General features: G+C 28.7%; 24 protein-coding genes and 1 pseudogene. 21 read left to right on the forward strand and 4 right to left on the reverse strand.

Going from position 1 to position 25,040, the window contains the following annotated elements; all coding sequences use genetic code 11:
- The first annotated feature begins 236 nt into the window (after window positions 1–236).
- Entirely contained in the window at window positions 237–1,349 is a 1,113-nt protein-coding gene (locus RH99_RS06420) for a GerAB/ArcD/ProY family transporter (protein WP_026038421.1), read from the forward strand.
- Between the two features lie 223 nt (window positions 1,350–1,572).
- Here RH99_RS06420 and RH99_RS06425 read toward each other — a convergent pair whose 3' ends face one another.
- Together RH99_RS06425 and RH99_RS06430 are read right to left on the reverse strand one after the other, a co-directional pair.
- Window positions 1,573–2,769, reverse strand: a complete 1,197-nt coding sequence (locus RH99_RS06425; RefSeq protein WP_010235532.1) for a Ger(x)C family spore germination protein — start codon at window positions 2,767–2,769, stop codon at window positions 1,573–1,575.
- Window positions 2,766–4,361 (reverse strand): spore germination protein, encoded by a 1,596-nt coding sequence (locus tag RH99_RS06430; protein WP_010235535.1) that lies wholly within the window; start codon window positions 4,359–4,361, stop codon window positions 2,766–2,768. Before RH99_RS06430 ends, RH99_RS06425 begins: the two co-directional genes overlap by 4 nt.
- Window positions 4,362–4,667: 306 nt before the next feature.
- Between RH99_RS06430 and RH99_RS06435 the strand changes: the two genes are divergently transcribed.
- The 6 genes from RH99_RS06435 to RH99_RS06455 all read left to right on the forward strand — a co-directional run bounded on the left by RH99_RS06435 (window position 4,668) and on the right by RH99_RS06455 (window position 10,014).
- Complete coding sequence (locus tag RH99_RS06435; protein ID WP_010235537.1) at window positions 4,668–4,979, forward strand: winged helix-turn-helix transcriptional regulator; 312 nt, start codon at window positions 4,668–4,670, stop codon at window positions 4,977–4,979.
- Between the two features lie 612 nt (window positions 4,980–5,591).
- Window positions 5,592–6,191 (forward strand): nitroreductase family protein, encoded by a 600-nt coding sequence (locus tag RH99_RS06440; RefSeq protein ID WP_010235539.1) that lies wholly within the window; start codon window positions 5,592–5,594, stop codon window positions 6,189–6,191.
- A gap of 440 nt (window positions 6,192–6,631) precedes the next feature.
- Complete coding sequence (locus RH99_RS06445; RefSeq protein ID WP_010235541.1) at window positions 6,632–7,351, forward strand: DUF554 domain-containing protein; 720 nt, start codon at window positions 6,632–6,634, stop codon at window positions 7,349–7,351.
- Window positions 7,352–7,513: 162 nt separating this feature from the next.
- The gene (locus tag RH99_RS19210) at window positions 7,514–7,666 is read left to right on the forward strand and encodes a MerR family transcriptional regulator (RefSeq protein WP_158511940.1); all 153 of its coding nucleotides are present in this window, start codon (window positions 7,514–7,516) and stop codon (window positions 7,664–7,666) included.
- Window positions 7,667–7,674: 8 nt separating this feature from the next.
- Window positions 7,675–9,135: an SSO2105 N-terminal domain-containing protein gene (locus RH99_RS06450; protein ID WP_243441461.1), complete on the forward strand. Its 1,461-nt coding sequence runs from the start codon at window positions 7,675–7,677 to the stop codon at window positions 9,133–9,135.
- 291 nt (window positions 9,136–9,426) lie between these two features.
- Complete coding sequence (locus tag RH99_RS06455) at window positions 9,427–10,014, forward strand: nitroreductase family protein (protein WP_010235545.1); 588 nt, start codon at window positions 9,427–9,429, stop codon at window positions 10,012–10,014.
- A 55-nt stretch (window positions 10,015–10,069) separates the two neighbouring features.
- On the opposite strand, the gene RH99_RS06460 is transcribed toward RH99_RS06455, so the two are convergent.
- The gene (locus RH99_RS06460) at window positions 10,070–11,329 is read right to left on the reverse strand and encodes a hypothetical protein (RefSeq protein ID WP_010235547.1); all 1,260 of its coding nucleotides are present in this window, start codon (window positions 11,327–11,329) and stop codon (window positions 10,070–10,072) included.
- Window positions 11,330–11,698: 369 nt separating this feature from the next.
- On the opposite strand from RH99_RS06460, the gene RH99_RS18560 reads away from it, so the two are divergent.
- The 14 genes and pseudogenes from RH99_RS18560 to RH99_RS06515 all read left to right on the forward strand — a co-directional run bounded on the left by RH99_RS18560 (window position 11,699) and on the right by RH99_RS06515 (window position 22,820).
- Window positions 11,699–11,815: a VanZ family protein gene (locus RH99_RS18560; RefSeq protein ID WP_081504378.1), complete on the forward strand. Its 117-nt coding sequence runs from the start codon at window positions 11,699–11,701 to the stop codon at window positions 11,813–11,815.
- A gap of 68 nt (window positions 11,816–11,883) precedes the next feature.
- Window positions 11,884–12,378: a hypothetical protein gene (locus tag RH99_RS06465; protein ID WP_010235552.1), complete on the forward strand. Its 495-nt coding sequence runs from the start codon at window positions 11,884–11,886 to the stop codon at window positions 12,376–12,378.
- 198 nt (window positions 12,379–12,576) lie between these two features.
- Window positions 12,577–12,927 carry a DsrE family protein gene (locus RH99_RS06470; protein WP_010235555.1) on the forward strand — a complete coding sequence of 117 codons (351 nt, stop codon included), beginning with the start codon at window positions 12,577–12,579 and terminating at the stop codon, window positions 12,925–12,927.
- Window positions 12,928–13,076: 149 nt separating this feature from the next.
- Window positions 13,077–13,499 carry a PH domain-containing protein gene (locus RH99_RS06475; RefSeq protein ID WP_010235558.1) on the forward strand — a complete coding sequence of 141 codons (423 nt, stop codon included), beginning with the start codon at window positions 13,077–13,079 and terminating at the stop codon, window positions 13,497–13,499.
- A 427-nt stretch (window positions 13,500–13,926) separates the two neighbouring features.
- Window positions 13,927–14,448: a cysteine hydrolase family protein gene (locus RH99_RS06480; RefSeq protein WP_010235560.1), complete on the forward strand. Its 522-nt coding sequence runs from the start codon at window positions 13,927–13,929 to the stop codon at window positions 14,446–14,448.
- A 234-nt stretch (window positions 14,449–14,682) separates the two neighbouring features.
- Complete coding sequence (locus RH99_RS19670) at window positions 14,683–15,024, forward strand: GNAT family N-acetyltransferase (RefSeq protein ID WP_373854702.1); 342 nt, start codon at window positions 14,683–14,685, stop codon at window positions 15,022–15,024.
- Between the two features lie 180 nt (window positions 15,025–15,204).
- A complete protein-coding gene (locus RH99_RS19675) occupies window positions 15,205–15,378 on the forward strand; it encodes a cupin domain-containing protein (protein ID WP_243441459.1) in 174 nt (57 codons plus the stop codon).
- A 15-nt stretch (window positions 15,379–15,393) separates the two neighbouring features.
- Window positions 15,394–15,669, forward strand: a pseudogene (locus RH99_RS19680) (cupin domain-containing protein); the annotation flags it as partial.
- 635 nt (window positions 15,670–16,304) lie between these two features.
- On the forward strand, window positions 16,305–17,432 hold the full coding sequence (locus RH99_RS06490) for a 4-hydroxybutyrate dehydrogenase (RefSeq protein ID WP_010235561.1): 1,128 nt from the start codon (window positions 16,305–16,307) through the stop codon (window positions 17,430–17,432).
- Window positions 17,433–17,502: 70 nt separating this feature from the next.
- Window positions 17,503–18,351 (forward strand): transketolase, encoded by an 849-nt coding sequence (locus RH99_RS06495; protein WP_010235564.1) that lies wholly within the window; start codon window positions 17,503–17,505, stop codon window positions 18,349–18,351.
- A gap of 14 nt (window positions 18,352–18,365) precedes the next feature.
- On the forward strand, window positions 18,366–19,355 hold the full coding sequence (locus RH99_RS06500) for a transketolase family protein (protein ID WP_010235566.1): 990 nt from the start codon (window positions 18,366–18,368) through the stop codon (window positions 19,353–19,355).
- 14 nt (window positions 19,356–19,369) lie between these two features.
- Window positions 19,370–20,404 carry a zinc-dependent alcohol dehydrogenase gene (locus tag RH99_RS06505; protein ID WP_010235568.1) on the forward strand — a complete coding sequence of 345 codons (1,035 nt, stop codon included), beginning with the start codon at window positions 19,370–19,372 and terminating at the stop codon, window positions 20,402–20,404.
- A 92-nt stretch (window positions 20,405–20,496) separates the two neighbouring features.
- The gene (rpe, locus tag RH99_RS06510; RefSeq protein WP_010235570.1) at window positions 20,497–21,168 is read left to right on the forward strand and encodes a ribulose-phosphate 3-epimerase; all 672 of its coding nucleotides are present in this window, start codon (window positions 20,497–20,499) and stop codon (window positions 21,166–21,168) included.
- Between the two features lie 218 nt (window positions 21,169–21,386).
- Window positions 21,387–22,820 (forward strand): aldehyde dehydrogenase family protein, encoded by a 1,434-nt coding sequence (locus RH99_RS06515; protein ID WP_010235573.1) that lies wholly within the window; start codon window positions 21,387–21,389, stop codon window positions 22,818–22,820.
- Window positions 22,821–23,199: 379 nt separating this feature from the next.
- Here the strand turns inward: RH99_RS06515 and RH99_RS06520 are convergent, their stop codons facing one another.
- Window positions 23,200–24,828, reverse strand: coding sequence for a PucR family transcriptional regulator (locus RH99_RS06520; RefSeq protein WP_010235576.1), 1,629 nt, complete (start codon window positions 24,826–24,828; stop codon window positions 23,200–23,202).
- Between the last annotated feature and the right edge of the window lie 212 nt (window positions 24,829–25,040).

Genomic DNA, 25,040 nt, shown 5'->3' on the forward strand with positions numbered 1-25,040 from the left:
TATAAGTTAAGAATTATCTCTATAGTTTTACATAATAATCATTATATTGGTTAAACTGTAAAAGAAACTAATAAAATAAATTTAGGCATGTGAAAATAAATAGTAAGTCAAAGATGCGACGAATATTTTGAATTGAGCAAGGAAGCAGGTGACCAGTATAGTGGGCTATCTGAGGGTTTTGCTGACTAGCATACTGACTAGTTATTTATTTGAATATGCCTTATAGGAGATATGAAATGATGTCTATCAGTAAACATCAACTGTTTTGTTTAGTTGTATTATTTGAGATAGGAAGTACTACTCTTTTTGCATTGGGAATAGAAGCAAAACAAGATGCATGGATTGTTATTATATTTTCCGCTATTATAGGTATTATTTTAATAGTTATTTATACAGAACTTCAAAAACAATTTCCAAAAAAAAATTTTATTGAAATTGTTTTTGAATTACTTGGAAAATCCATAGGAAGACCTCTTGCATTTCTTTATGGACTTTTTTTCCTTTATGGTTCTAGTAGAAATCTTCGTGACTTTAGTGAATTAATGAAAATAACATTTCTTGCTAGAACTCCAAGATTAGTCTTACATATTACAATTATGGCTGTTATGGTTTATATCATAATCTTAGGTCTTACTGTACTGGGGCGTACCAGTGAGATAATGCTGCCTATATTTATGTTTTGTATTTTAATTACAATTATGATGGTTATTATATCTCCAGAATTTGATATAAAAGAGTTATCTCCTGTATTAAGCAATGGAATAAAACCTATTTTAAATTCATCTTTTCCCATGGTGATAAATTTCCCCTATGGAGAAGTATTTGCTTTTTCTATGATTTGGTGTTATACAAATCACCAAAAGAATATTCGCAAATCATCAATTTTAGCAATAATTTTATTTACTGTATTACTATTAATCACCACTATTATAATTATCTGTACAATAGGAGTTGACTATGCTTCCATTTCAACTTTACCTTTACTAGAAGTAATTAAAATGATTGATGTGGGAAATATATTAACAAATCTAGATGCTGTGGGTGTAATAATATTGTTTATTGGAGGCTTTTATAAAACAGTAATATTTTTATATGCAGCTGTATTAAGTTTCTCCACATTATTTGAAATAAAACCTAGTAAATGGTTAATATTTATATGTGCTATTATTGAAACATGGTTTTCTATTGTATTTGAGTCCAGTTATGCCTATCATATTTGGTTAGGACATAAAGCTTCATTGCCGTATTTGTTTAATACTTTTCAAATAATTATTCCACCTTTACTATTAATCATTTGTTGGTTAAAAATAAAGGTGAAAAAATCAAAAATAGATAGATATGAATATTAAAATTACATGAAATCTAGAGACTATCTAACAAATATATTATGATGAAGGATGAAAATAATTATGATTAATGTAAAATTTTTTATAAATATTTTAATACAGGCTGGTTTAATTCCCAGCATTTTAATCTTAGGTGGTTTTATTTATGTACTAATTCTATTATTGGTAATGGTATATTATTTTTTCCGCTTGCTATTTAGGAGATAATTAGAGTGATTTTAAAATATCATTTTAGTTTTTCGGATTGAATTGGTTTATCCATTAATCCTGGGCTTCTAAGCTGTATATCTACATCTATTGTATATTGTACTGTTGGAAATACATCATTCCAGTTGTCTTTTTTTTCCTCCCACACTTTAGGGTATTTTCTATTTAAAGTTTTCCCAAAACCCACAATATCTGAATTAAATGTTTTTTGTATTTTATTAAGACACATTTTAATTTCACTTTTCAATATAATTTCTAACTGATCTTCTAATTGTTTGATTACCTTTGTGTCAGAAAAATCTGTAGCATCCAGTACTTCATCTATATTCCCTTCCCCTTTTACTTCAATATGAAATACTATTTTATTATCTATTATTTCTGGTTTTATTTTTGGTTTTAAATTTTCTAAACCAATGCCAATAAATCTATTTGAATTCAATATTGATGATATATTTATATTACCATTTTTAACCTCTCCAGTTATCCAATTATAACCTTTAGTTTCTTCTGTATTTAAATAACCTACTAATTTATCTCCCTTAAAAACCGCTGTTCCTGAAAATTTAACTCCATTACTAGTATTACTATTTTTTGTTTCTATAGGTAAGTTTGGCATTTCAGCAGTTCCTATTACTCCGGCAACAGGATCAATACCATCACCTAATGTTCTTTTATAAAAATTCATCATATTAATATTTGTAATTTTGGCATTGGTTTTACCAATATTAATAATGTCATTTAAATAAGAACCCTGTATATTCCCAATTCCGTGTTGTTCACCCAGTACCTCCTTGACTCTTCCAGGTTTTGCTATGGCTATCCATTGAGTATTATGGACTTGATAACTTCGTTTAAAAAAATCAAGTATGGGTAAGATTCCTTTTCGTGCTAGTGTTTCATCAATGACAATTATTTTATTTTGTGAAAAATCAGGAAACCTATCAACTTTTTCTGTAAGGTTTCTAATAGCATCAGAAATTGTAGCACCTCTGACTTCTAAAATTTCTACGGCAGATTCATTTCTTGATGCGTCCTGTTTTAATGCAGATGGTATTGCAATCTGAACAGTACAAATTATCTGCTTTTTATTTTCATCTTGTTCTAATCCAATTGCGTAGATTACTCCTATAGTATTCAATTCTCTTGTGTCCCAGCATCCTGTTAAAATAAAAATACAGAGTATAATATTAATAGCAATAAAAAACTTTTTTCTCAAGTTTTCTCACCCTCTTTAGAATTATTAGCTTCTTTATTTGATTTTCCATGAATAATTGATTTGGGTTTTGACTTCATAGATCTTAATGGAAATCTTACAATAGTATCTTTTAGTTCACTCCATATAGTGGGTGCAAATGGGGCTAAATAGGGAGTACCAAAAGAATTTAATGAGCACATATGAGCTAGGATAATAAATATACCTATGATAAATCCAAAAAATCCAAAGGTAGCACTTAGTGCTAAAAGTAAAAATCTTATAAGAAAAACAGCATCTGATATAGGATTAATAATAAAGCCTGTAATTCCCATTAAAGCTACTACAATTATTACAGGATTACTTATTATACCTGCTGCAACAGCTGCCTGACCTACTATTAAAGCTCCAATAATACTAACTGCTTGTCCTCCGGGTATTGGCATTCTAATTCCTGATTCTTTAACTACTTGAAAACCAAATAACATAATTCCAACCTCTATAACTGATGGAAAGGGTACCCCTTCTCTTGATGAAGCAATTGATAGTAAAAGTATGGGCGGTATCATTTTAGGATGGAAAGATGTTATTGATACATATAAAGCAGGTAATGAGGAGGAAATAAAAAAAGCTAAAAATCTACCAGCTCTAATAAGTGAATCTGCAAAGGGTCTGGAATAATAATCTTCTGAGGCTTGAAAGGCCTCAATAAATAAGTAGGGAACAGTTAGTACACAGGGAGTACCATTGCATAAGATAGCTATTCTTCCTTCAAGTATCTTTGCCGAAACTTTATCTGGCTTTTCACTATTTCCAACTGTAGCAAATATAGAAAATGGTCTATCTTCAATATACTGCTCAATGTAACCAGATTCTAAAATAAAATCAGCATCAATTTTATTTAATCGTTCTTTTAGTTCTTTCAAAACATTTTGATTAACCAGTCCATCCATATATGCCAAACAGACCATGGTATGGGTTTGCTTTCCTAAATATAATGTTTCAAAAACCAGATTAGGATTTCTTATTATTTTTCTTATTAAGGATATATTTACTTTAATGTTTTCTACAAAACCTTCTCGACTACCACGTATGCTCAATTCTGAATTGGGTTCATCAATACTTCTTTGTTCTGAAGATTGGGCGCCGATAATAAATGCAGTATTGTAGCCATCTATGAATATTACTGTACTTCCTGATAATATACTTTCTAGAACTTCATTGAAGGATCCAGACTCCTTTATATCAATTGAGTATAATAATTTTTCTTTTAATGTTGTAAAAATATCCGAGTAGACCACTGTACTATCATCGTTCACAATGGGTTTATCAAACATAGACATTGTTTTAATGTATCCTTCAATTTTATTTTTATCTACTAAAAAATCAACAACACATATAAAAGCTTTAATTTTTTCTTTAACACCAATTGTAAATTCCTTGAATATAACATCAGTACTTTTGCCTATAGTTTTTTTAAGATTTTTTAGATTAATATCTATTTCCATATATATAGTACAATTATCTTCCACATATTTATTTGATTCATGAGTTATAGCCTGTTGTTGCTTTAGCTTTTTTGTAAATTGTATATGATTTTTAATTTTTTCAAACATGTATACCCTCTTTTCAAATTAAATATTAAATATAATATTTGTAATTTTTACTTTTTTTATTACAAAAATAACAAATTATATAGAAATTATGATAGTATATTTTCTATAAATTAATTAAAGCAAAAAAATGGATTTTAAGATTAAATTATTAAAAATATATGTTCATAACATAAGACTGTGGAATGAAATGAGGAGATTTACTTAATAATGTAAAGTAGAATAAGAATATATGTATATTGGTATAATATAATAAGATACTTACTTTTATTAAGTAAATATGATAAAATAAGATTAGGGGGTGATCTAATGGAAAAATATCATATGTGCCCCAAATTTGAAAATGCTTTTGAATTATTAGGAAAAAGATGGACTGGATTAATTATAAGAACACTTCTAAGTGGACAAAAGCGATTTTCTGATATAGCTGAGGCAATTCCCAATATGAGTGCTCGTATGCTAACAGAAAGGTTTAAAGAATTAGAAAGGGAAGGGATTATAAGCAGAAGAGTTTATCCAGAAACTCCTGTGCGTATAGAATATGAACTTTCAGAAAAAGGACGAGATCTGCAATATGCTATGGATGAAATTCAAAAGTGGGCAGAAAAATGGAACAAGTAATAAGAATATTATTTATAATATAGAAGGACGCTGTATCACAATGCATATCTATACATTGTGACACAGTTTTTTTACTATTTTACTATTAAAACCATATTTCTAATAAAGAAATATGGCTGTTCTCAAATCTAATGAATGATTATTTCTTATTTTTATCCGATAACTACCAGACCTAATACTTCCATTCCACTCTGTGAAAGCGATTCACAGAAAATCAAAGATTTTTGTTCTCTGCTTTTCTATCAAAGTGGGAGATAACGGCTGCTACGTCCCTAGATAACGAGTTCTAAGTATCACAAACCGATACTTAGAATAAATACCTAGTAAGAATATCTATAAATAGTAAGATGTAAATTAAAATGTAAGAATATTTTAAAAATGTTGAAAATAATTATTGACTAATAATTATGTTTATGTAATAATAAATATAGAGTTAGTTACTAAAAATAATCAAGTATATTAAATGAATGAAATGAATATTAATAACTAAACATTTATTAGAAAAAATGAATTTAGCTTCTGAATATAAAAGTTACAGACATATTTAATTAATATAGAAGGAAGCATTATAGTAAATAAAAAAATATATTTTAAATTAAGGGAGAGATTAATATGGGAAAAAATTTTTTGGATGCTGTAGCAGATAGACGTACATTTTATGGAATTAGTAAAGAAGCAGTTGCTTCAGATGATAGAATTAAAGAAATAATTGAGCATGCTGTAAAACACACTCCATCATCATTTAATGCTCAAAGTGCAAGAGTAGTTTTGTTATTAGGAAAACATCATGATAAGTTATGGGATATTGCAAAAGAGGATTTAAAAAAAATTGTTCCAGCTGATCAATTTAGTACTACTGAGGATAAAATAAATTCATTTAAAAATGGATATGGTACAATTTTATACTTTGAGGATAGAAGTGTAATTGAATCACTTCAACAACAATTTGCTCTTTATAAAGATAATTTTCCAATTTGGTCTCAGCAATCAAGTGGAATGCACCAATATGTTATCTGGACAGCACTAGAAATTGAAGGATTTGGTGCATCGCTGCAACACTATAATGAAATTATTGAAACTGATGTAAAAAATCAATGGAAGATACCAGATAACTGGAAACTAATTGCACAAATGCCTTTTGGAAAACCAATTGCAGAACCAGATGAAAAGCAATATCAGCCTTTAGAAGAACGTATTAAGATATTTAAATAATACTAATAAATAAAAACTAAATTACTTACAAAAATATTAAGATGTTATATTTTTAAAATATACCCTATAAGATAGATAATTAATAAAAGATCTATTTTATAGGGTATTTTATAATGTAAAAGATATAGAAATTCATAATAATTTTGTTCTAAGTGATTTAGATATTTTTTATATATTAGGCATATTCAAATAAATAACTAGTCAGTATGCTAGCCTATTTTCAATCCTACTGCGTCAGCAGAACCCTCAGATAGCCCACTATCCTGGTCACCTGCTTCCTTGCTCAATTCAAAATATTCGTCGCATCTTTGACTTACTATTTATTTTCACATGCCTTACTAGAATGTAGTATAATTATACTGATATAACAATTAATTGATTATTATATTATAAATTTAGAAATTATATTTATAAAAAGTAAATAGATTGGAGGAAAAATAATGCCTATTGGAGTTATAGTTAATGCTCTTTCGGTATTTATTGGAGGTTTAATTGGAGCATTTTTAGGAGATAAAATTCCAGAAAGAGTACGCAAAGCATTACCCCTTACTTTTGGTGTAGCATCAATGGCTATGGGAATAAGTTTAATAATGAAGATGGATACAATGCCTGCAGTGATTTTATCTTTAATTCTTGGAAGTGCTATAGGTGAGTTAATTAAACTTGAAAAGGGAATTGAGTGGTGCGCAGGCCGTATACGTAAACCAATTGAAAGAATTTTTCCGAGTAAGGGAGATACAGATAATCAAAAAGATTTCATGGAAAAGTTTGTTGGTATAGTAGTTCTATTTTGTGCCAGTGGTACAGGCATATTTGGAGCATTAAATGAGGGGATGACTGGTGATCATTCAGTGTTATTAGCAAAATCATTTCTTGATTTTTTCACAGCAGGAATCTTTGCAACCGCCCTTGGGTATATAGTTTTAACTATTTGTATTCCACAATTTATTATATTAATATGCTTATTTTTAAGCGCGTCACTTATATTGCCCATGACTACACCTACAATGGTTGCAGACTTTACTGCCTGTGGTGGTATTATTATGCTAGCAACAGGTTTTCGTATAAGTGGTATAAAAGCTTTTCCAATTGCAAATATGCTGCCTGCCCTTGTAATTGTAATGCCAATATCACATTTGTGGGTTAGCCTTGTAAAATAAATTGCGATTTGCATTTGCAATTTACCCTGGGATGAAAGTTTTTCTGTTTGATTTCTTTTAACCGGAAGCCATGTTGTAACCGTTGGTTAAGTGTATTAATAGATAGTTGTAGAAGCTTTGATATAGTTTCAAGAAATGGGGGTAGCAACAGTTGCTGAATAATTGGATAAAGCTATACAAAATCATATAAAATTGCTGGATAAAGTATATTTCATCTCATTACTAAGAATAGATACAACTAAAGCAAGTAAATTATTTGGAGTAAATACTAAAACTTTGAGAAGAGGAGATAATAAAGATAAACTAAAAGCCTAATGAAAGAGATGAAAATAGTGAAGATAACAATGAAAGCAATTCTAATAAATGAAACTGATATAAATAAATCTGTAATTGATAATATGATGTTAGTATTTTGTACTGTTATTAGATATTCTTTTAAAAAAATATTGAATGGTATTAAAATATCTGAATTAGAAAAAATGGCAGCAAAGAAATATAATCTTAATATTAGACAGGCGAAAGATGCTGTGGAATCAGCAAGACAAACAATTCGATCACAAAAAGAATTGATTAAAATGAATTATGATGATTATTCTAAAAAAGTTAAAGCTATAGAAAAAATACTATCTGATAAAAATAAAAAATTATCAGATAAAAAGAAAAATGCTCTATTAAGTAAATTAGCTAAAAGACAAAGAAAATTAGATTATTGGAACAATTTTATTGTTACTGGAACTATTCCAACTGTAACTTTTGGAAGAAAAGAAATGTTTTTAAGAAGATGTAAAGGACTAATTACTAATAAAGAATGGAAAGATTGTAGAAATAATAGAATATATTCTCGTGGAGATAAAACTAAAAATGGTAATCCTAATTTAAGAGTTATTGTAAAAGATAATATGACTTTTTTAGAAATATCTACTTTAGAGAAAACTGAATCAAATAGAGCTGTTAAAATACAAGTACCTATATATTTACCACAGAAACTATCAAAGAAAACGAAGAAAATTAATGGTATTAATTACAGACAATTATTTTTAAATCATTTACAAACAGGTGAAGCTTATCAGGTAGAAATTATAAAAAAGAATGATAAATATTATTGTCATATAACCTTTGAGTTACCTGAAACAGATGTTATATATACTGGACATAATGGAGTTATAGGTATAGACACAAATCCAGATGGTTTTGCTTTAACTATGATTGATAATAAGGGTAATTATAAATGGAATACTTATTTAAAACAACATGAGTTACTATATTTCAAAGGTAATCGAAGAGAAAATCTATGTGGTGAATTAATTGCTCAAGTTGTAAAAATAGCTAAAGTGTATGAATGTGGTATATCTATTGAAAATTTAAAGTTTAAAAATGATAAAGATGTAAATAGTAAATTTGCTAGAATTAAAAATAATTTTATTTATTCCAAGCTACTAACTATGCTGGAAAGTGCCTGCTATAGAGAAGGAGTAGAATTGTTAAAAGTACATCCTGCTTATACAAGTAAAATAGGATTATATAAATACTGCCATCAATATGGTATGGTTATACATAACGGTGCAGCCATGGTTATAGCAAGAAGAAGTTATAAATTCAAAGAATCAATTCCACAAATATTGATAGATAAATATGTAAATGAAAAGTATAAATATAAATTTAATTACTATCATGAATGGAAAAAATGGTCAATAATAGATAGAAATATTAAAAAGAAAGAAGAGGTGAAAAATCCTGATTTTTGGATAGTAAATAGGAAAATATTATTAGGACTAATAGTTTAGTATTAACTTTAAAATAGATAATAAACTGCATAAGTACACCTAGTAGGAAAGGCTTATGTGGATATAGTATATTTTAGGGGCTCAGTAACACTGGCAATTCTGTTGAACTTTATAAGAATATTAAATATTGAATTATAAAGGCAGTCTAGTATATAGATAGATATATGGAATTTTAATACGAGAGTATTAACCTTAGTAGTTGAATCCTGTGATACTACCACTTTATTAGCGAATAAAGTGAAAATATTAGATTGATAAGTTTGTCTAATATTTAGAAATCAGGTTAATTTTATGGGAAATCAAGTGTTAGAAGTTATTAGTAAACGAAGAAGTGTACGTAAATATAAACCAGAGCAGGTCTCAGAAGAAAAACTTTCTCTTATTCTTGAGGCGGGGCGTTTTGCTCCAAGTGGTGGAAATAATCAAACAAGTCATTTTATCGTAATACAAAATCGAGAAACTTTACAAGAACTGAAATTACTGGTAGAAAAAGAATTTGCGAAAATGGAGATTAAAAAGAACACATACAAGAGTATAAAGAATTCAATTCTAGCATCGAAAAAAGGTGGCTATGATTTCACATATAATGCCCCTACACTAATTGTGGTTGCAAACCAAAGAGGATACGGTAATGCTATAGCGGACTGTTCTGTTGCCTTGGAAAACATGATGCTAGAAGCAACATCTTTAGATATAGGCTCTTGTTGGATAAATCAACTTCACTGGCTGGATGATAATGAGTCCATTAATGAATACATGATGAAATTGGGCCTAGCTAATAATGAAACAATTTGTGGTGGACTTGCACTAGGATACTCTCAAATTTCAGATATGGCACCTCTTGCGAGAACAGGAAATACTGTTACTTATATTAAGTAATAAAATTGTGGCAAAGTCTTAAAACTAGTGCCACAATTTTATTAAATATTTATCTCTAAACTAATGACATAGATTTACTTGTTCTTGCTATCTCAGTATTGTCCTGCTTTCTATCTGATAATCCAGATACTGGATTTGGCTGAGATTCTGAACGATAATCCTCACCTTTCTGTTTCTGATGCTGATCGATTATCACATGACTAGCTACTGAGGAAACGTCATGGTTCACTTTGTTTTGATAAAAGAAGAATTTATGATCCTCAGGAAGGTCATGAATATTTTTGAAATCTTCTTTATCGGCAGTGAGCTCAATTTGATTTGCAAGAACATCTCGTACATAGTCTCTAGTATCATGGAACTGAAGCAATTTTGGGAAAGCACCGGGAACAACTTCTTCCCACTGCTTATTTTCATATTTGCCAAGAAGTTCAGCAGCTTTGTGTAAATGAGATATCTCCTGATGCAGATGCATATCCCATATGGATTTCACATTGGTGTCCACTTCATCCTCATAGAAGGAGTAATATAGATAACATTCCATATATTCATGCAGCAAAAGACTTTCTAGCCATGTGCAGTTTGGATCAATTAGTGATCCGTATTGGCTTACATGCTGCTCTTCTATCATAGCAATTTCCATATAAAGCTGACGGCCTATATCGTTGGAGTATGTATTGCCAAGGTTCATATAGAAATTCATGGTCTGCTGTTCTCCAGCCGTAATGATCATCGTATTAAGTTTTGTGCGGATATCTGCCTTCTTAAAATCAACAAATCGTTTGGCTTCTTCTTCAGGATAACGGTGTTCTGCTATAGTTGGACGTCCCGGAGTTATATCTACATATTTTTTTACAAGCTGTTGTGAAGGAATATTTGCATCCAAATTCAATAGATTTGAATAACGGTATAGATGATCGAAATCCTCTAGCAATGCAAAATCAAGCGATTGTTTCACATAAGAATTAGGTTCATTTTGAGCAAGCCAGGCAGTTAGATCTACAGCAACATGCTCGTAGCCAATGGTTGTTTCAAGCTGTGTTTCATCAAGGGGCTTGAGCCAGTTAATATGCTTTTGCTGCTGCTGTTCCACTCGGCGCATCATGGCTAATTCTCGACGTAGGTCATTGTTGTTGCAATGGCGATGGAATTGATGAGAGAAAAAAGTTGATTCAACTTCAATTCCATTCATCAAAATTATGCGAATTCTTGTATAGGGATCAATAGTTTGTTTTGAATATGACTTTGGGTACATAGTTTTCCAGTCCATAATACCATCTTCTATGGGCATGGGTTTTTCATCAAATGGATTAAACATTGTGATCACTCCTTTTTTCTATTATGCTCATTAGATTATTTAGATATGTATACATATTATTATGTTGAGCAATTCATCCTGGTGGTGTAAATTTTCCTATTAATACAATTTTTTACCTTAAGAGTGTAAGCTTTTTATGGTATAATTTACTTATAAAATCATAAAATTTTTATCGAAGTAATCTGTCTATAAATATGGAAGAGAGAAAATATATGAAAGGAAAATTGTCTTTTAAAACTATTATTGGAATATTTGATGCAATAGCAATAATAATTATTATACTTCTTCATGTGTACAAATAATTATTGAACTTCACCCCTTGGGTGAAGTTTTTTCCATAAATTAAATTTTCCACTATTCGGTCAGTTTATTTTAAATGTGGGTGTGTTAGATATTGATGATGTTATTTTAAATACAATAGGTTGTGTTTTAGGTTTTATGGTCTACAAAGTAGTTAAATCAGTCATTAGGAAGTTTATTTTTTAACTTTCATTTATTTATAGTAATATAGTTTTCCATTGATGTTATGACCACATTATACAAGGAGTGATGAGATGAAAAAGCAATTAGTTGATACTATTATTGAACAAACTGACATTATGTTTTCTAACATGAATATAACACTACAAACTTGTGATTTAAATGCTATTGTCTGCGAAATGCCTATTTGGAAGCACTTGTATCATACACTTCATTCTCTTGATAGATGGTTTATTAATCCAGAAATATATGATGAGCCTTCTTTTCATGAGGAAAATCTGAATTCACTTGATATCAAAAGTGATGGTACATTAACTAAGGAAGAGCTAAGTAACTATTTTGATAGTATAAAAATTAAGATTAATAAATATTTAAATAAATTAACAGATGATATGTTATATAAAAAGCCTGATGGGTGTAAATATACCAGGCTAGCCTTGGTGTTAGGGCAATATCGTCATTTTATGTGCCATATTAGAATCATAAATTGTTCTACAATTAGTGAAACAGGGAAATGGCCAAGGGTTAATGGATTAGAGAGAAAAAATGGAAATGGGTATTTTGAATAAGTTAAGAAAAGGTGGATATGTATGTTAGATTATTTATCTAAACAGATTAAAGTTATTGTTGATAGACCATTATGCTCAAGACATCTTCAAGCACTTGTAGAATTTCAAGAATGATTTTTTCATATAGAAATGATAAGTTGTTAATTTATAGTATATTAAATCCTATATAATAAGAGGATTGTAAAGGGGATGGTTAATATGAGAGAAATTAAAGTAATATTTCATATAGATGAATTAAACAAATGGGGACTACTACTAAAAAATGTTGGTAATTTATTAAAATCTATAAATGTTGAAAAGTTTGAAATTGAAGTGTTAGCAAACTCAGAAGCAGTTAAGTTTTATAATTTGAATAATGGTTTAAATACATATAGTACATTTATGAAAGATTTAAGTAATAAGGGAGTTAAATTTGTTGCTTGTAATAATGCATTGAATTCTTTGTGTATAAAAAAAGAGGATATAATGAATTTCATAGATATAGTGCCGACTGGAATTTTAGAACTTATAGATAAACAGAGAGAAGGATATGCTTATATAAAACCTTGATTGACATGATTAGAAAAGTGTATGTGAAGAAAAGAAATTTTGGACAAACATAAGTAAATGAAATGGATTAACTTCAGATGGTTCTTGTAATTTTAAAAATAAAATGTAGCTAGACATTAAAGTATTATAAAGTAATGGTGGTGCTTAACATGAAGTTTAAATCAAAAATTACTTGGTGGTTTCATATTTTAATATGGTCATATATTTTATTTACAGTACGGATTTTATCCATGTACATTACAAATTCATCAAAATTAGTAATTATAATATTTGTTTTTATGTTAATTTTGCTTATACTTATTATTTTACCAATGTATGTTTCTACATATTATGTTTTAGAAGATTCATATATTTATATACGCTGCGGATTAATAACAAACATAAAAATTGATTATATAAATATCATTTCCTTTAAAGAAAGTAATAATCCTATATCATCACCAGCTTTGTCAATGGATAGAATAAAAATTCAGTATTCTATAAACTACTATAATAATTTTATATTAATTTCTCCTGATAGGAAGAAAAAATTTATAAATAAGCTAAATAAACGGATTAAAGAAATAAGATGATTCAGTTTATATATAAAGAACATGGTTGGACATTAGAGGAAATAGAGTGTTTACCATATTTTCCAAAGCTAAAAAAATTTAAGATAGAGTATTTATAATTGAATCTGGATAAATATGCAATTAGATATATCTTATTGTTAAGGAACCTAAAAATGAATTTATTAACACTGTATTATGATAAAAATTTCTTTGAATGCTAATATGAAAATAGTTTGTAGTAGTAGAAAAGTATGAATAAAAGATTTATTTATATAATCCACAGGAAAATAGTAATTTTAGAGGGGGATTTCAAGTGAATATTGCCATTTGGATTGCTATAGGTGTTGCTCTTTTTTGCTCTTTAGGTGCTATCAATAAAAAAGATAAGAAGAAATAAATTCCAATTTTAGGTTGGGTAATAAAATAGTAATTTAGAAAGGAGATTAAAATGGTTTTATTAGTAGTTGATACACAAAAGTTAATAACAAATGAAAAATTATATGAATTTGATATGTTTGTATCTAATGTTAAAGAAATAATACATGAGGCTAGGGAAAATAATATTGAAGTAGTATATGTACGTCATGATGATGGAATAGGAAATGAATTAACAAAAGGAGCTGATGGCTTTGAAATATATGAAAAGTTTCAACCAATAAATGATGAAAAAATATTTGATAAAAAGGTTAATAGTGCTTTTAAAGGGACAGGATTATTAGAATATTTAATAGATAAGGGTGAAAAAGATATAATCATTGTAGGGCTTCAAACAGATTATTGTATTGATGCTACTATAAAATGTGGATTTGAACATGGATTTAATATTATAGTTCCAGCATATGCAAATACAACAGTTAATAATAAATTTATGTCATCAGAACAAAGTTATCAATATTACAATGAATTTATGTGGAATGGCAGATATGCAGAATGTATTTCATTAGATGAAACAATTAAAAGAATGAAATAGCTAAATTTCAATTTTAGGTTGGGTAATAAAATAGTAATTTGTAAAAGAACATGATTTTATTCATAATAAAGAATTTATGGAGGATAATTTATGATAAAGCAGGCAGGTGAAAATGATATTCTCATCATTGAGGAAATTCTGTTAGATTCAGTAATTTGGATGAAAAAAAATAAATTATAGAATCAATGGGATGAGGAAAGTATAAAGTGGAATTCTCTATCAAAAGATTATCAGATTAATGATTTTTATATTGATTATCAGAATAGGGTACCTGTAGCATGTATAGCTATAACTGATTTAGACACAAAATATTGGCCTGAAATTCCAAAGGGAAAGTCACTATATATACATAAGTTAGCAGTTAAAAGAGAATTTGCAGGTAAAGGTATTTCAAAAGAACTTATTAACTTTGCAAAACATTTATCAATAAGAAATGGTATTAATTCACTAAGATTAGATTGTAATTTGCAAAGAAATAAATTGAAGATGCTATATGAAAATAAAGGTTTTATATATGCAGGTAAGAAGAATTTTGGAAATAATTATGATATGGCACTATATGTATGGCATATATAAAACTTCACGTAACTACAAATTCCAATTTATCTGATTGAACAAAATGAACATAATATCTAGCTGAGTTAATTTACATTTTTCTTATTAGACGCAACAGTAAGATAATGTTCACTAAACCACAAATTTGCTTGATAAATAATGGCAATTTACTATGAGGTAAAATATTGAAAGGAAAATAGAATGAATAATATATCTAATATTGATAATATTCCCAAGGAATATATGTATGACCCTGATTTTCAATCTAAAATGAAAACAATATTAATAGGAGATGCCATTGACTGTGAAAAAATTTATGCAAATATAGACTATGTAAAACCTGGTGCTGAAAGCGTAAAGTATCATTCACATTGAAAACAGGAAGAATTCTTTCTAATAATAAATGGAAAAGGTATATTGAGAATAGACGGAAAAGAAATATTAATAAAGACAGGTGATGTTATTTTAAAACCTGCTGGTAAAGATATCGCACATCAGTTTATAAATAACAGTTCAGAAATATTACAGATACTTGATGTAGGAACTCGTGAAGAAGACGATGTTATTACATATCCAGATGAAAATGTAATTCTTATAAAAAATAAAAAACTGATTTTTAATATTAATGATAATATTAAAGATTGGACCTCAGAACTAAATGAATAATTCTAATTAAATAAGTAAAAGAAAAAAGAAGAGCTTAGTTAATTCCACCTATTTATTATATGAGTCATTATTTGGACAAAAAAGTAATATGGAAAATATGGTGGAAAAGTTTTCAGAGGATATATCAAAAACATTGATGATCTTTCTAAATTAATGGATTTTAAAATAGATGATAATGGAAATTTATTAGTATCTGAGAAGTAAATAGTAAAAAGGCGAGTATACTACTCGTCTTTTTACTATTTTAAGGAGAAAATTATTGAGACTTGGACTTATTGCCGTTAATAATGCCATAAAAAATCTACAATAATTACGACTAGTCTTTCAGCTGACAGATGGGGGAAAATACTTAGTGATCCTGTGAGTGATAATTGCTTCTGTGAATCTTCTGGAATGTCTATTGCTTTTTTTATATATCGAGAGTGCTCTTTGTATCACGGAGTTGATGGAAATAGTGAGGCTGAGATATATAATAACTAAAATTTTTAATGGAAAATACTTAGAATATGAACATTCGTACAATAAAAAATCATTAATATTATATTATTGTCCGATGTAAACGTATCTAATAGGCAATATAATTATGTACATAAAGAGATATATTAATTGAAAACAAAACAAGGGAGAAGATGTTTATGTTATTGTTCAACTGCAAACCCAAAATTCATAATTTTGAAGCATTTAGCGAATTTGCTGAAGAATTTAATATAGGTGAAGGGGATCTTGTATTCACTTTAGGTTCTCTATATGAACCCATATTTAAACCATTAAACTTAAAATGTAACTATATACTCCATAAGCATGGTCTTGGAGAACCAACAGATGAAATGGTAAAGACCATATTTGAAGAAGCTGAAAAGTTCAACTATAAAAGAGTTATAGCTGTTGGAGGAGGTACTATAATTGATATAGCCAAATTAATGACTCATTCAGGTATATCTAAAGATACAAATTTATATGATCTCTTTACAAAAAAAATTCCTTTTAATAAAAATAAGGAACTGGTTATTGTTCCAACTACTTGTGGAACAGGTAGTGAGGTTACCAATATTTCAATAGTAGGTTTTGTGGAGAAGAATACAAAGTTTGGATTAGCCATTGAAGAACTTTATCCCGATGATGCTGTATTAATAACAGAATTATTAAAGACATTACCTTTCAATCCATTTATAACAAGTTCTATTGATGCTTTAATACATTCTATAGAATCTTATTTGGCACCAAGATCTAATCCTTATACAGAATTATATAGTTTAGAAGCAATTAAAATTATATTAGAAGGATATTTAAAAATACTTGAAAAAGGTAAAGATTACAGAAATGAAATTATGAATAATTTTGCTATAGCTAGTAATTATGCAGGAATAGCTTTTAGTAATACAGGAGTAGGTGCCATACATGCTATATCTTATCCATTAAGTGGGAAATATCATGTAGCACATGGAGAAGCAAATTATCAATTTTTAACAGAGGTTTTAAGAACTTATTATAAGATAAATAGTAAAGGAAAAATCAAAGAATTAAATGCCTATATTTCAAAAATTTTAAACGTTAAAGAAGATGCAGAGGTAATATACGATAAAATAGATGAAATATTAGGAGGGTTTTTATCCAAGAAAAAGCTCAGCAAATATGGTATGCAGCAAAATGAAATAGATGATTTTTCAACACTGGTAATTGAAACTCAACAAAGATTACTTAACAATAACTATGTTCCTTTTGATAAGAAAATTGTATCTTCTGTATATAAAAATTTATTCTAAGAGAATAGCAAAATTTTAAAATAATAATAAATTCAATAAGAATGATATAAAAATTAAGGGGTGAAGAAAAATGTTAGTTAAAAATAAAGTTAAAGAATTAAATATTTTTGCTACAAGAATGAGAATAGAAACTATAAGACAAATTGCTACAAGAGGTTTTGGTCATATTGGTGGGGCTATGTCCATATGCGATGTGTTATCAGTTTTATATGGTGATGTCATGAAAATTGATCCTAAAAATCCTAAAATGGAGAATCGAGATTGGTTTATATGCTCTAAAGGACATGCAGGACCAGCAGTATACTCTGCTTTGGCTTTAAGAGGTTTTTTCCCAGTAGAAGAGCTTAAAACGTTGAATCAACATGGAACAAATTTCCCTAGTCACTGTGATAGAACAAAAACTCCAGGAATTGATGTAACTACAGGTTCTTTAGGGCAGGGATTGTCTGCAGCAATAGGAGTTGCATTAGGACACAGACTGGATAAAAAAGATAGCTATGTTTATGTAATATTAGGTGATGGCGAGTGTGATGAGGGACAAGTATGGGAAGCAGCATTATATGCAGCTCAAAAGAAAACTAGTAATTTGATTGCATTTGTAGATTATAACAAACAACAAATAGATGGATATACAAAGGATGTAAATGATTTAGGAGATATGCGTGAAAAATTTGAAGATTTTGGCTGGTACTCATTGAGTGTAGATGGTTCAAATGTAGAAGAAATAGAGGAAGCAATTCAAAAAGCTAAGGAACAAAAGGAGAAACCTTCAATGATAATATTAAATACAAGAAAAGGTGAAGGCTGCAATTTTGCTGAAAATACTTTAAATAATCATCATGTAAATGTATCAATGGAACAGGGAAATGAGGCTATTAAAATATTAGAAAAAAAATTAAATACATTAATAAATAATTAAGGATGGTGAAAATTATGAGTATGAAGACTATGAGTATAATATTAGCAAAGGAAAATGTAGTAGATTCAAAAGCTATGAGGGATGCTTATGCAGAAACTCTTATAGATTTAGCAGAAAAGGATGAAAGAGTAGTAGTGCTAGATGCAGATTTGATGTCATCTATGGGTATGAAACCTTTTGCTAAAAAGTATCCGGAAAGAACTTTTAATGTAGGTATAGCTGAAGCAAACATGATAGGAGTAGCTAGTGGATTGTCTTTAACTGGGAAAATACCTTTTGCACATACCTTTGGGGTTTTTGCATCAAGAAGAGCTTGTGATCAAGTTGCTATATCTGGATCATATCAGAAAGCAAATATAAGGATAGTAGGAAGTGACCCTGGAATTACAGCAGCTTACAATGGAGGTACACATCAAACATATGAGGATTTAGGTATAATGAGGGGTATCCCTGAAATGACTGTTATGGAGCCTACAGATGTTACTATGTTAAAGGATATTTTAAGACAAGTTAAAGATAAATATGGAATGTATTATATAAGACTTGTAAGAAAAACTTCAACAAAAATATATGAAGAAGGATCAACTTTTAAAATAGGAAAGGCTGTAGAAGTAGTTCCAGGGTATGATGCTACAGTAATAGCAGCGGGTTTATTAGTAGCTGAAGCTATAAAGGCAGCAAAAATTCTAAAAGATAAAGGCATATCTATTAGAGTACTTAATATGTTTACTATAAAACCTATTGATAAAGAAGCTATTATAAAAAGTGCAAGGGAAACTGGTGCTATTGTAACAGCTGAAAATCACAATATATTAAATGGCCTTGGATCAGCAGTGGCAGAAGTACTAGGAGAAAATGCACCTGTACCTATGGAGAGAATAGGAATGCGAGATTGTTATGGAGAAGTCGGCTCAATAGATTATTTGAAGGATAAATATGGATTGAATTTTTCTAATATAGTGGAGCAAGTAGAAAAAGTTATAAAGAGAAAAAATAATAAATAATGGGGGTTAATTATATGAAAGCAGCAGTTATTGAAGATTTTAATAATATAGTTATGAAAGAGGTACCAGAACCAAAATTGGGATATGATGAAGCTTTAATAAAGGTTGAATATGCTGGAATCTGTGGTACAGATGTTCATATATTTGCAGGACATCATAAGCAGGCTAAACCACCATTGATACCGGGTCATGAATTTGTAGGAAGATTAGCTAAGGTTAATACTGATAAACCTATAGATTTTAAAATAGGTCAAAGAGTTGCAGCACAGCCTTTAACTGGATGTGGTAAATGCGAATTATGTATACAGGGAAGAGATAATGTTTGCGTAGACTTAAACATATTTGGTGTTCACAGTAATGGATGTTTTGCAGAATATATAAAGGTACCTTTAAAAAAGGTTTATGCAGTACCAGAAGATATAGATCCTAAAATTGTAGCATTGGTAGAACCTTTAGCCGTGGCTATGCATGATGTTAGAAGAAGTAATTTAATTGTAGGTCAGACAGCATTAATAATAGGGGGAGGTCCTATAGGTATCTTAATAGCTATGGTTGCAAAACTTAACGGTGCATCTAAAGTAGTTATAAGTGAAATAAATGAAAAACGTATTAAATTTGCTGAAGATATGGATATGGGATTTGATATGATTAATCCATTGAAAGATGATGTAGATGGAAAAATCAAAAATTTAACTAATAATATGGGATTTGATATAGTTTATGAAGTTTCAGGAGTTCAGGCAGGAGCGGATTTAATGACTAAAGCTACTAAAATAGGTGGAACTATAATGATGATAGGTATCCCAAGTAAAAATTATAGTGTAGATACAGGAGCTATAACTTTAAAAGAACTAAAAATGGAAGGAGTAAGAATACATGCACAAATAAATTTTGCAGCTGCATTAGATGTCATTATTAACAATGTATTCAATGATAAATTAAAGAGACTTATAACTAATGAATTTAATATAGAGGATATAAAAGAGGCTATGGAATTTTCTATAAATGACAAAGATCACTTTAAGGTTTTACTGAAAATGGATAAATAGATACAATTTAAAAGGCTCTGTACAAATCTGTATAGAGTTTTTTAAATTATTAATTGAAGAGAGTGAAATATTTCATATAGGTGGTGTAAATAATGGCTTTATTAATAAATCCTTCATTGTTAGCAGCTGATTTTTGTAATTTGGAAAGACATATACGAATACTTGAAGAAAGTAATATAAAATCTATTCATATTGATGTTATGGATGGAAACTTTGTATCCAATCTAGCTTTTGGAATAGGTGAAATTAAAGCTATTAATAGAATTACTAATATGAAACTAGATGTACATCTAATGATAAATAATGCAGAAAGATATATAGAAACTTTTGTTGAGTCAGGGGCAGATTCTATTACAGTGCATGAAGAAGCTTGCACTCATTTATATAAGACAATACAGCATATTAAAAGCCTTGGAATAGAAGCAGGTATTGCATTGAATCCATCAACTAATATTAATAATTTAAGGTATGTTTTTAATTTAGTAAACAAAGTGCTTATTATGACTGTAGAACCAGGTTTTGGTGGACAACAATTTATAAGTTCCATGAAAGAAAAAATTGTAGATACAAGAGTTATTAAAGATAAAAATAAGTATGGCTTTGAAATACAGGTGGATGGTGGAATAAATTCTGAAAATATTAGGAGTGTAGTAAATTGTGGAGCTACAAATATTGTCATAGGTTCAGGGATTTTTGATGGTGGACATATAAAAGAAAATATAAATAAATTTTACAGTATTTTTGACTCTAGTTGTATAGTTTAGGTAAATGTAGAATTTAAAAAAGCTATAATTGTACAAATGTATAATAACAGTTTCAAAAAAATATAAAACTGGTTATATAAAAATCTATTAAAAAGTCTTAAAATAGTAAATGTAGAATCTAATAGTAGATTTTAGAACTTTATGAAAAGGTTTTAATGCAGCTAGAGATAAGATATCTAAAAGTTCACAATAATTGAATAAAAATGGAGGTTTGTATTATGAAGATGATTATTAATGGGGAAAAGGTCAATTCAAGTGATGAAAAGGTAATACAGGTTTTAAATCCTGCCACACAAGAAGTTTTGGATACCGTACCAAGTGCAACACCGGAAGATATACAAAAAGCTATTCAAGCTGCTCAAAATGGTAAGAAAGTTTGGGGACAGACACCGTTATATGAACGTTCCACAATACTTAAAAAATATGTTGGATTGCTGGAAGAACACAAATCAGAACTATCAAAATTAGAATGTAGTGAAACTGGTAAAATAATAAAGGAATGTGAAGGAGAAGTAGGTACAGCCGCAAAAATATTTACGGGCTTTATCGAAAGAGCTAATCATCTATGTGGTGAAGTAATGCCTGATTGTCAATCGGAATGTGGTAAAGATTTAATATTTACAAGAAGAGAACCTTTAGGAGCAATTGCCTGCATAGTACCATTTAACTATCCCGTGGAATTATTCTTTCATAAAGTAGCACCAGCTCTTGTAATGGGCAATGCAGTTATTATAAAGCCGGCTACGGATAATCCTTTGACAGCTATAAGGCTTGTGGAGCTTTTATTAGAGGCAGGAGTACCTAAAGGTGCAGCGCAAATAGTAACGGGAAGAGGTTCTGTAGTAGGAAATCATCTTATAGAGAGTCATGATATAAATGCTGTTAGCTTAACAGGAAGTACTGAGGTTGGTATTGAAGTAGCTGAAAAATCATCAAAATATCTCCATAATGTATTTTTAGAGCTGGGTGGAAACGATGCCATGATAGTATTGGAAGATGCAGACATAGATTTTGCAGTAGAGGAAACTATTCTTGGAAGAATAACAAATACTGGACAGACTTGCTGTGCTACAAAGAGAGTAGTTATTAGTAATAAAGTTAAAGAAGAGTTTACGGAGAAACTTATAAAAAGACTTGAAAAAGTAAAAAGGGGAAATCCAGCTGATTATAGCACAGATATAGGATGTTTAATAAGTGAAAGAGCAGCCATAGATATTGAAAAACAAGTTAAACATACAATTGAGCAAGGAGCAAAATGTGTATATGGAGGAACTAGAAACAAAGCTTTTTTTGAACCTGCTGTATTGGTAGATGTAACACTAGATATGGATATAGCTAAAGATATGGAGATATTTGGACCAGCAATACCTATAATTGGTTTTGACACTGAAGAAGAGGCTATTGAAATAGCAAACGCACCTATATACGGTCTTCATTGTGGAATTGTAACTAAGAATACTAAAACAGCTATAAATATAGCATCAAAAATTGAAGTAGGAAATGTTGTGATAAACGGAACAGGAAACTATAGGCATACAGATATGGCTTTTGGTGGAGTTAAAATGACGGGTATAGGAAGAGAAGGAGTTCAGTATACTCTAGAGGAAATGAGTAACGTAAAGAGTTATATATTAAAGAATATTTTTAATTAGGCATATGAATGTGCCTTAATATAAATGTAAATGAACTTAAGGCACATTCAAATAAATAAACTAGTCAGTATGCTAGTCTATTTTGAATCCCAATGCGTCAACAGAACCCTAAGATAGCTTACTATCTCAGGAACCTATTTCCTTGTTGACTTCAAAATATACGTCGCATCTTTGACTTGTTATTTATTTTCATATGCCTAATTAAAAGAATACTATTATAAAATTGTTGTTCTCCACATGTTATTTATATTTGCTACTGGAATTGTGTCATGAATAGCATTGTGGTATAAATAGCTACTTCCAAAATATTTTATATATATATGTACATCTATATTATATATTTTACCTATAATATAGATGTATTTTAATTTACAATTATTTATTTGGTAATAGATTTATTTATAAATGGTAAAAGTTTTAATGCAAGTTCTAATTCTAATAAATCGTTTTCAGAAGTTATATCTATACAGCACAGTTCTTCTATCTGTTTTAATCTATATCTTATAGTATTGTGATGAAGGTTCATTTCTTTTGCACAACTTCGAAAGCTTCTATGGCATTCAAAAAAGTTTTTTAAAGTTGTAAGTAATTCAGAATTATTTTTTTTGTCAAAAATAATTATGAGACCTATATATTTATTGGCAAAGTTTTGGATGTCTTTATTGATGCCAGGATTACTTAATATAGAGTAAATTCCAAGATCATTAAAATTTATAATAAAGTTATTATTAAAAAATTTTTTGTAAGAATCAAATGCTCTTACTGCTTCGTTATAGCTTGTCTTAATTCCATCTATGGAAGTATGGTATGTGCCTATTCCAAAACTAAAATCATTTATATGGAAGAAATTTTCAAATTCCTTTTTAATTTTTATGATTTTTAATTTTGTATTTTTATAATTTTCCATAGGAGAAATATTCTTGCTTACAGGATTAAATATAATGTAGTTTCCATTGAACTCAAAAGCACTTAATACTTTATATTTAAGATTAATGTTATTTTCAATAAATGTGTAAACTTTATCTAAATCTTCATATTCAGATATAGGTAGATTTTTAGATACAGTCACTACATAGTCTTTATATAAGTCTATATTAAGTTCATTAGATTTATATAACAAAGTGTTTTTATCCATAGTCTTATTAGTAACTAATTGTAGTAAAAATTTGTTTTGTCTTGGACTAAATTTTCTATTAGAGTTTAGAAATCTATTTACATAAGATTGAACGCAAATCACAATATATTGTAACAGAGAGATATCTTCAGGTTTAAGTTCATCATTTTTTTCATAGAGAAACATGTAACCATAACAACTCATTTTATGATTTAAAGAACAAAATAAAATTGATTGCTTTTCAAAAATAATCCTTTTAATATTATTTATTATAAGATTATTTTGTGTATTCTGAAATTTTTCAATTAACTCTGTTATTGATTCTTCAGAGATAGGTGATTTAGGGGGATAGCTAGCAGATATATTATTGTAATTTATATATATATAACAGGGGATATTAAAAATTTTATATATGTGTTTAGTAATTTCGTCAAAACTATTACTATTTAATATAGTATCCGATAATGTGGTCATTTTATTTAAAATATCTTTATTTGTCCCCAATTGTACTATATGCATTAAATGGAGGAGGGGAGAAAAAAAATCATACCATCCATATTCATTGGGAATATACATTAAAGGAAAATTGTGAGTATTACAAAAATCTATAGTTTTCTGTGAAATTTCCTTTATATATCTATTTATTTTAATTCCTAAAGCGCAAACACCTCTATTGTATAATTCCTTTACGATTTTGTATTGAAGTTCAGGGCTGTCCTTAAACATGTATCCTGTAGTCATAAGAAATTCATTTCTTTTTACAAAATGAAAGGAATCTGGAGCTTCAAGTACTCCAAATTGGTCTATTGGACGCTCTAAACCATTAGAACCTGCAATTACCTTTGATTTATTAAGTGGATGTAGTTTTAAAGCTTCATTTAAAATAATCTGCAAAATAATCACTTCCTCAGTAATATATAATTAAATATTTATAAAACATAAGGCATGTGAAAATAAATAACAAGTGAAATATATTAGTATACTGACTAGTTATTTATTTGAAGATGCCTAAATGAAAAGGAATACAACAATTAGATTATGAAGTTATTAATTATTTTTGTCAAGTTTATAAAATAAGAATGATAACAGTTGAAGCAAGTTCTTAA

The sequence above is a fragment of the Clostridium arbusti SL206 genome (genome assembly GCF_000246895.1).
Classification (GTDB): Bacteria; Bacillota; Clostridia; order Clostridiales; family Clostridiaceae; genus Clostridium_I; species Clostridium_I arbusti.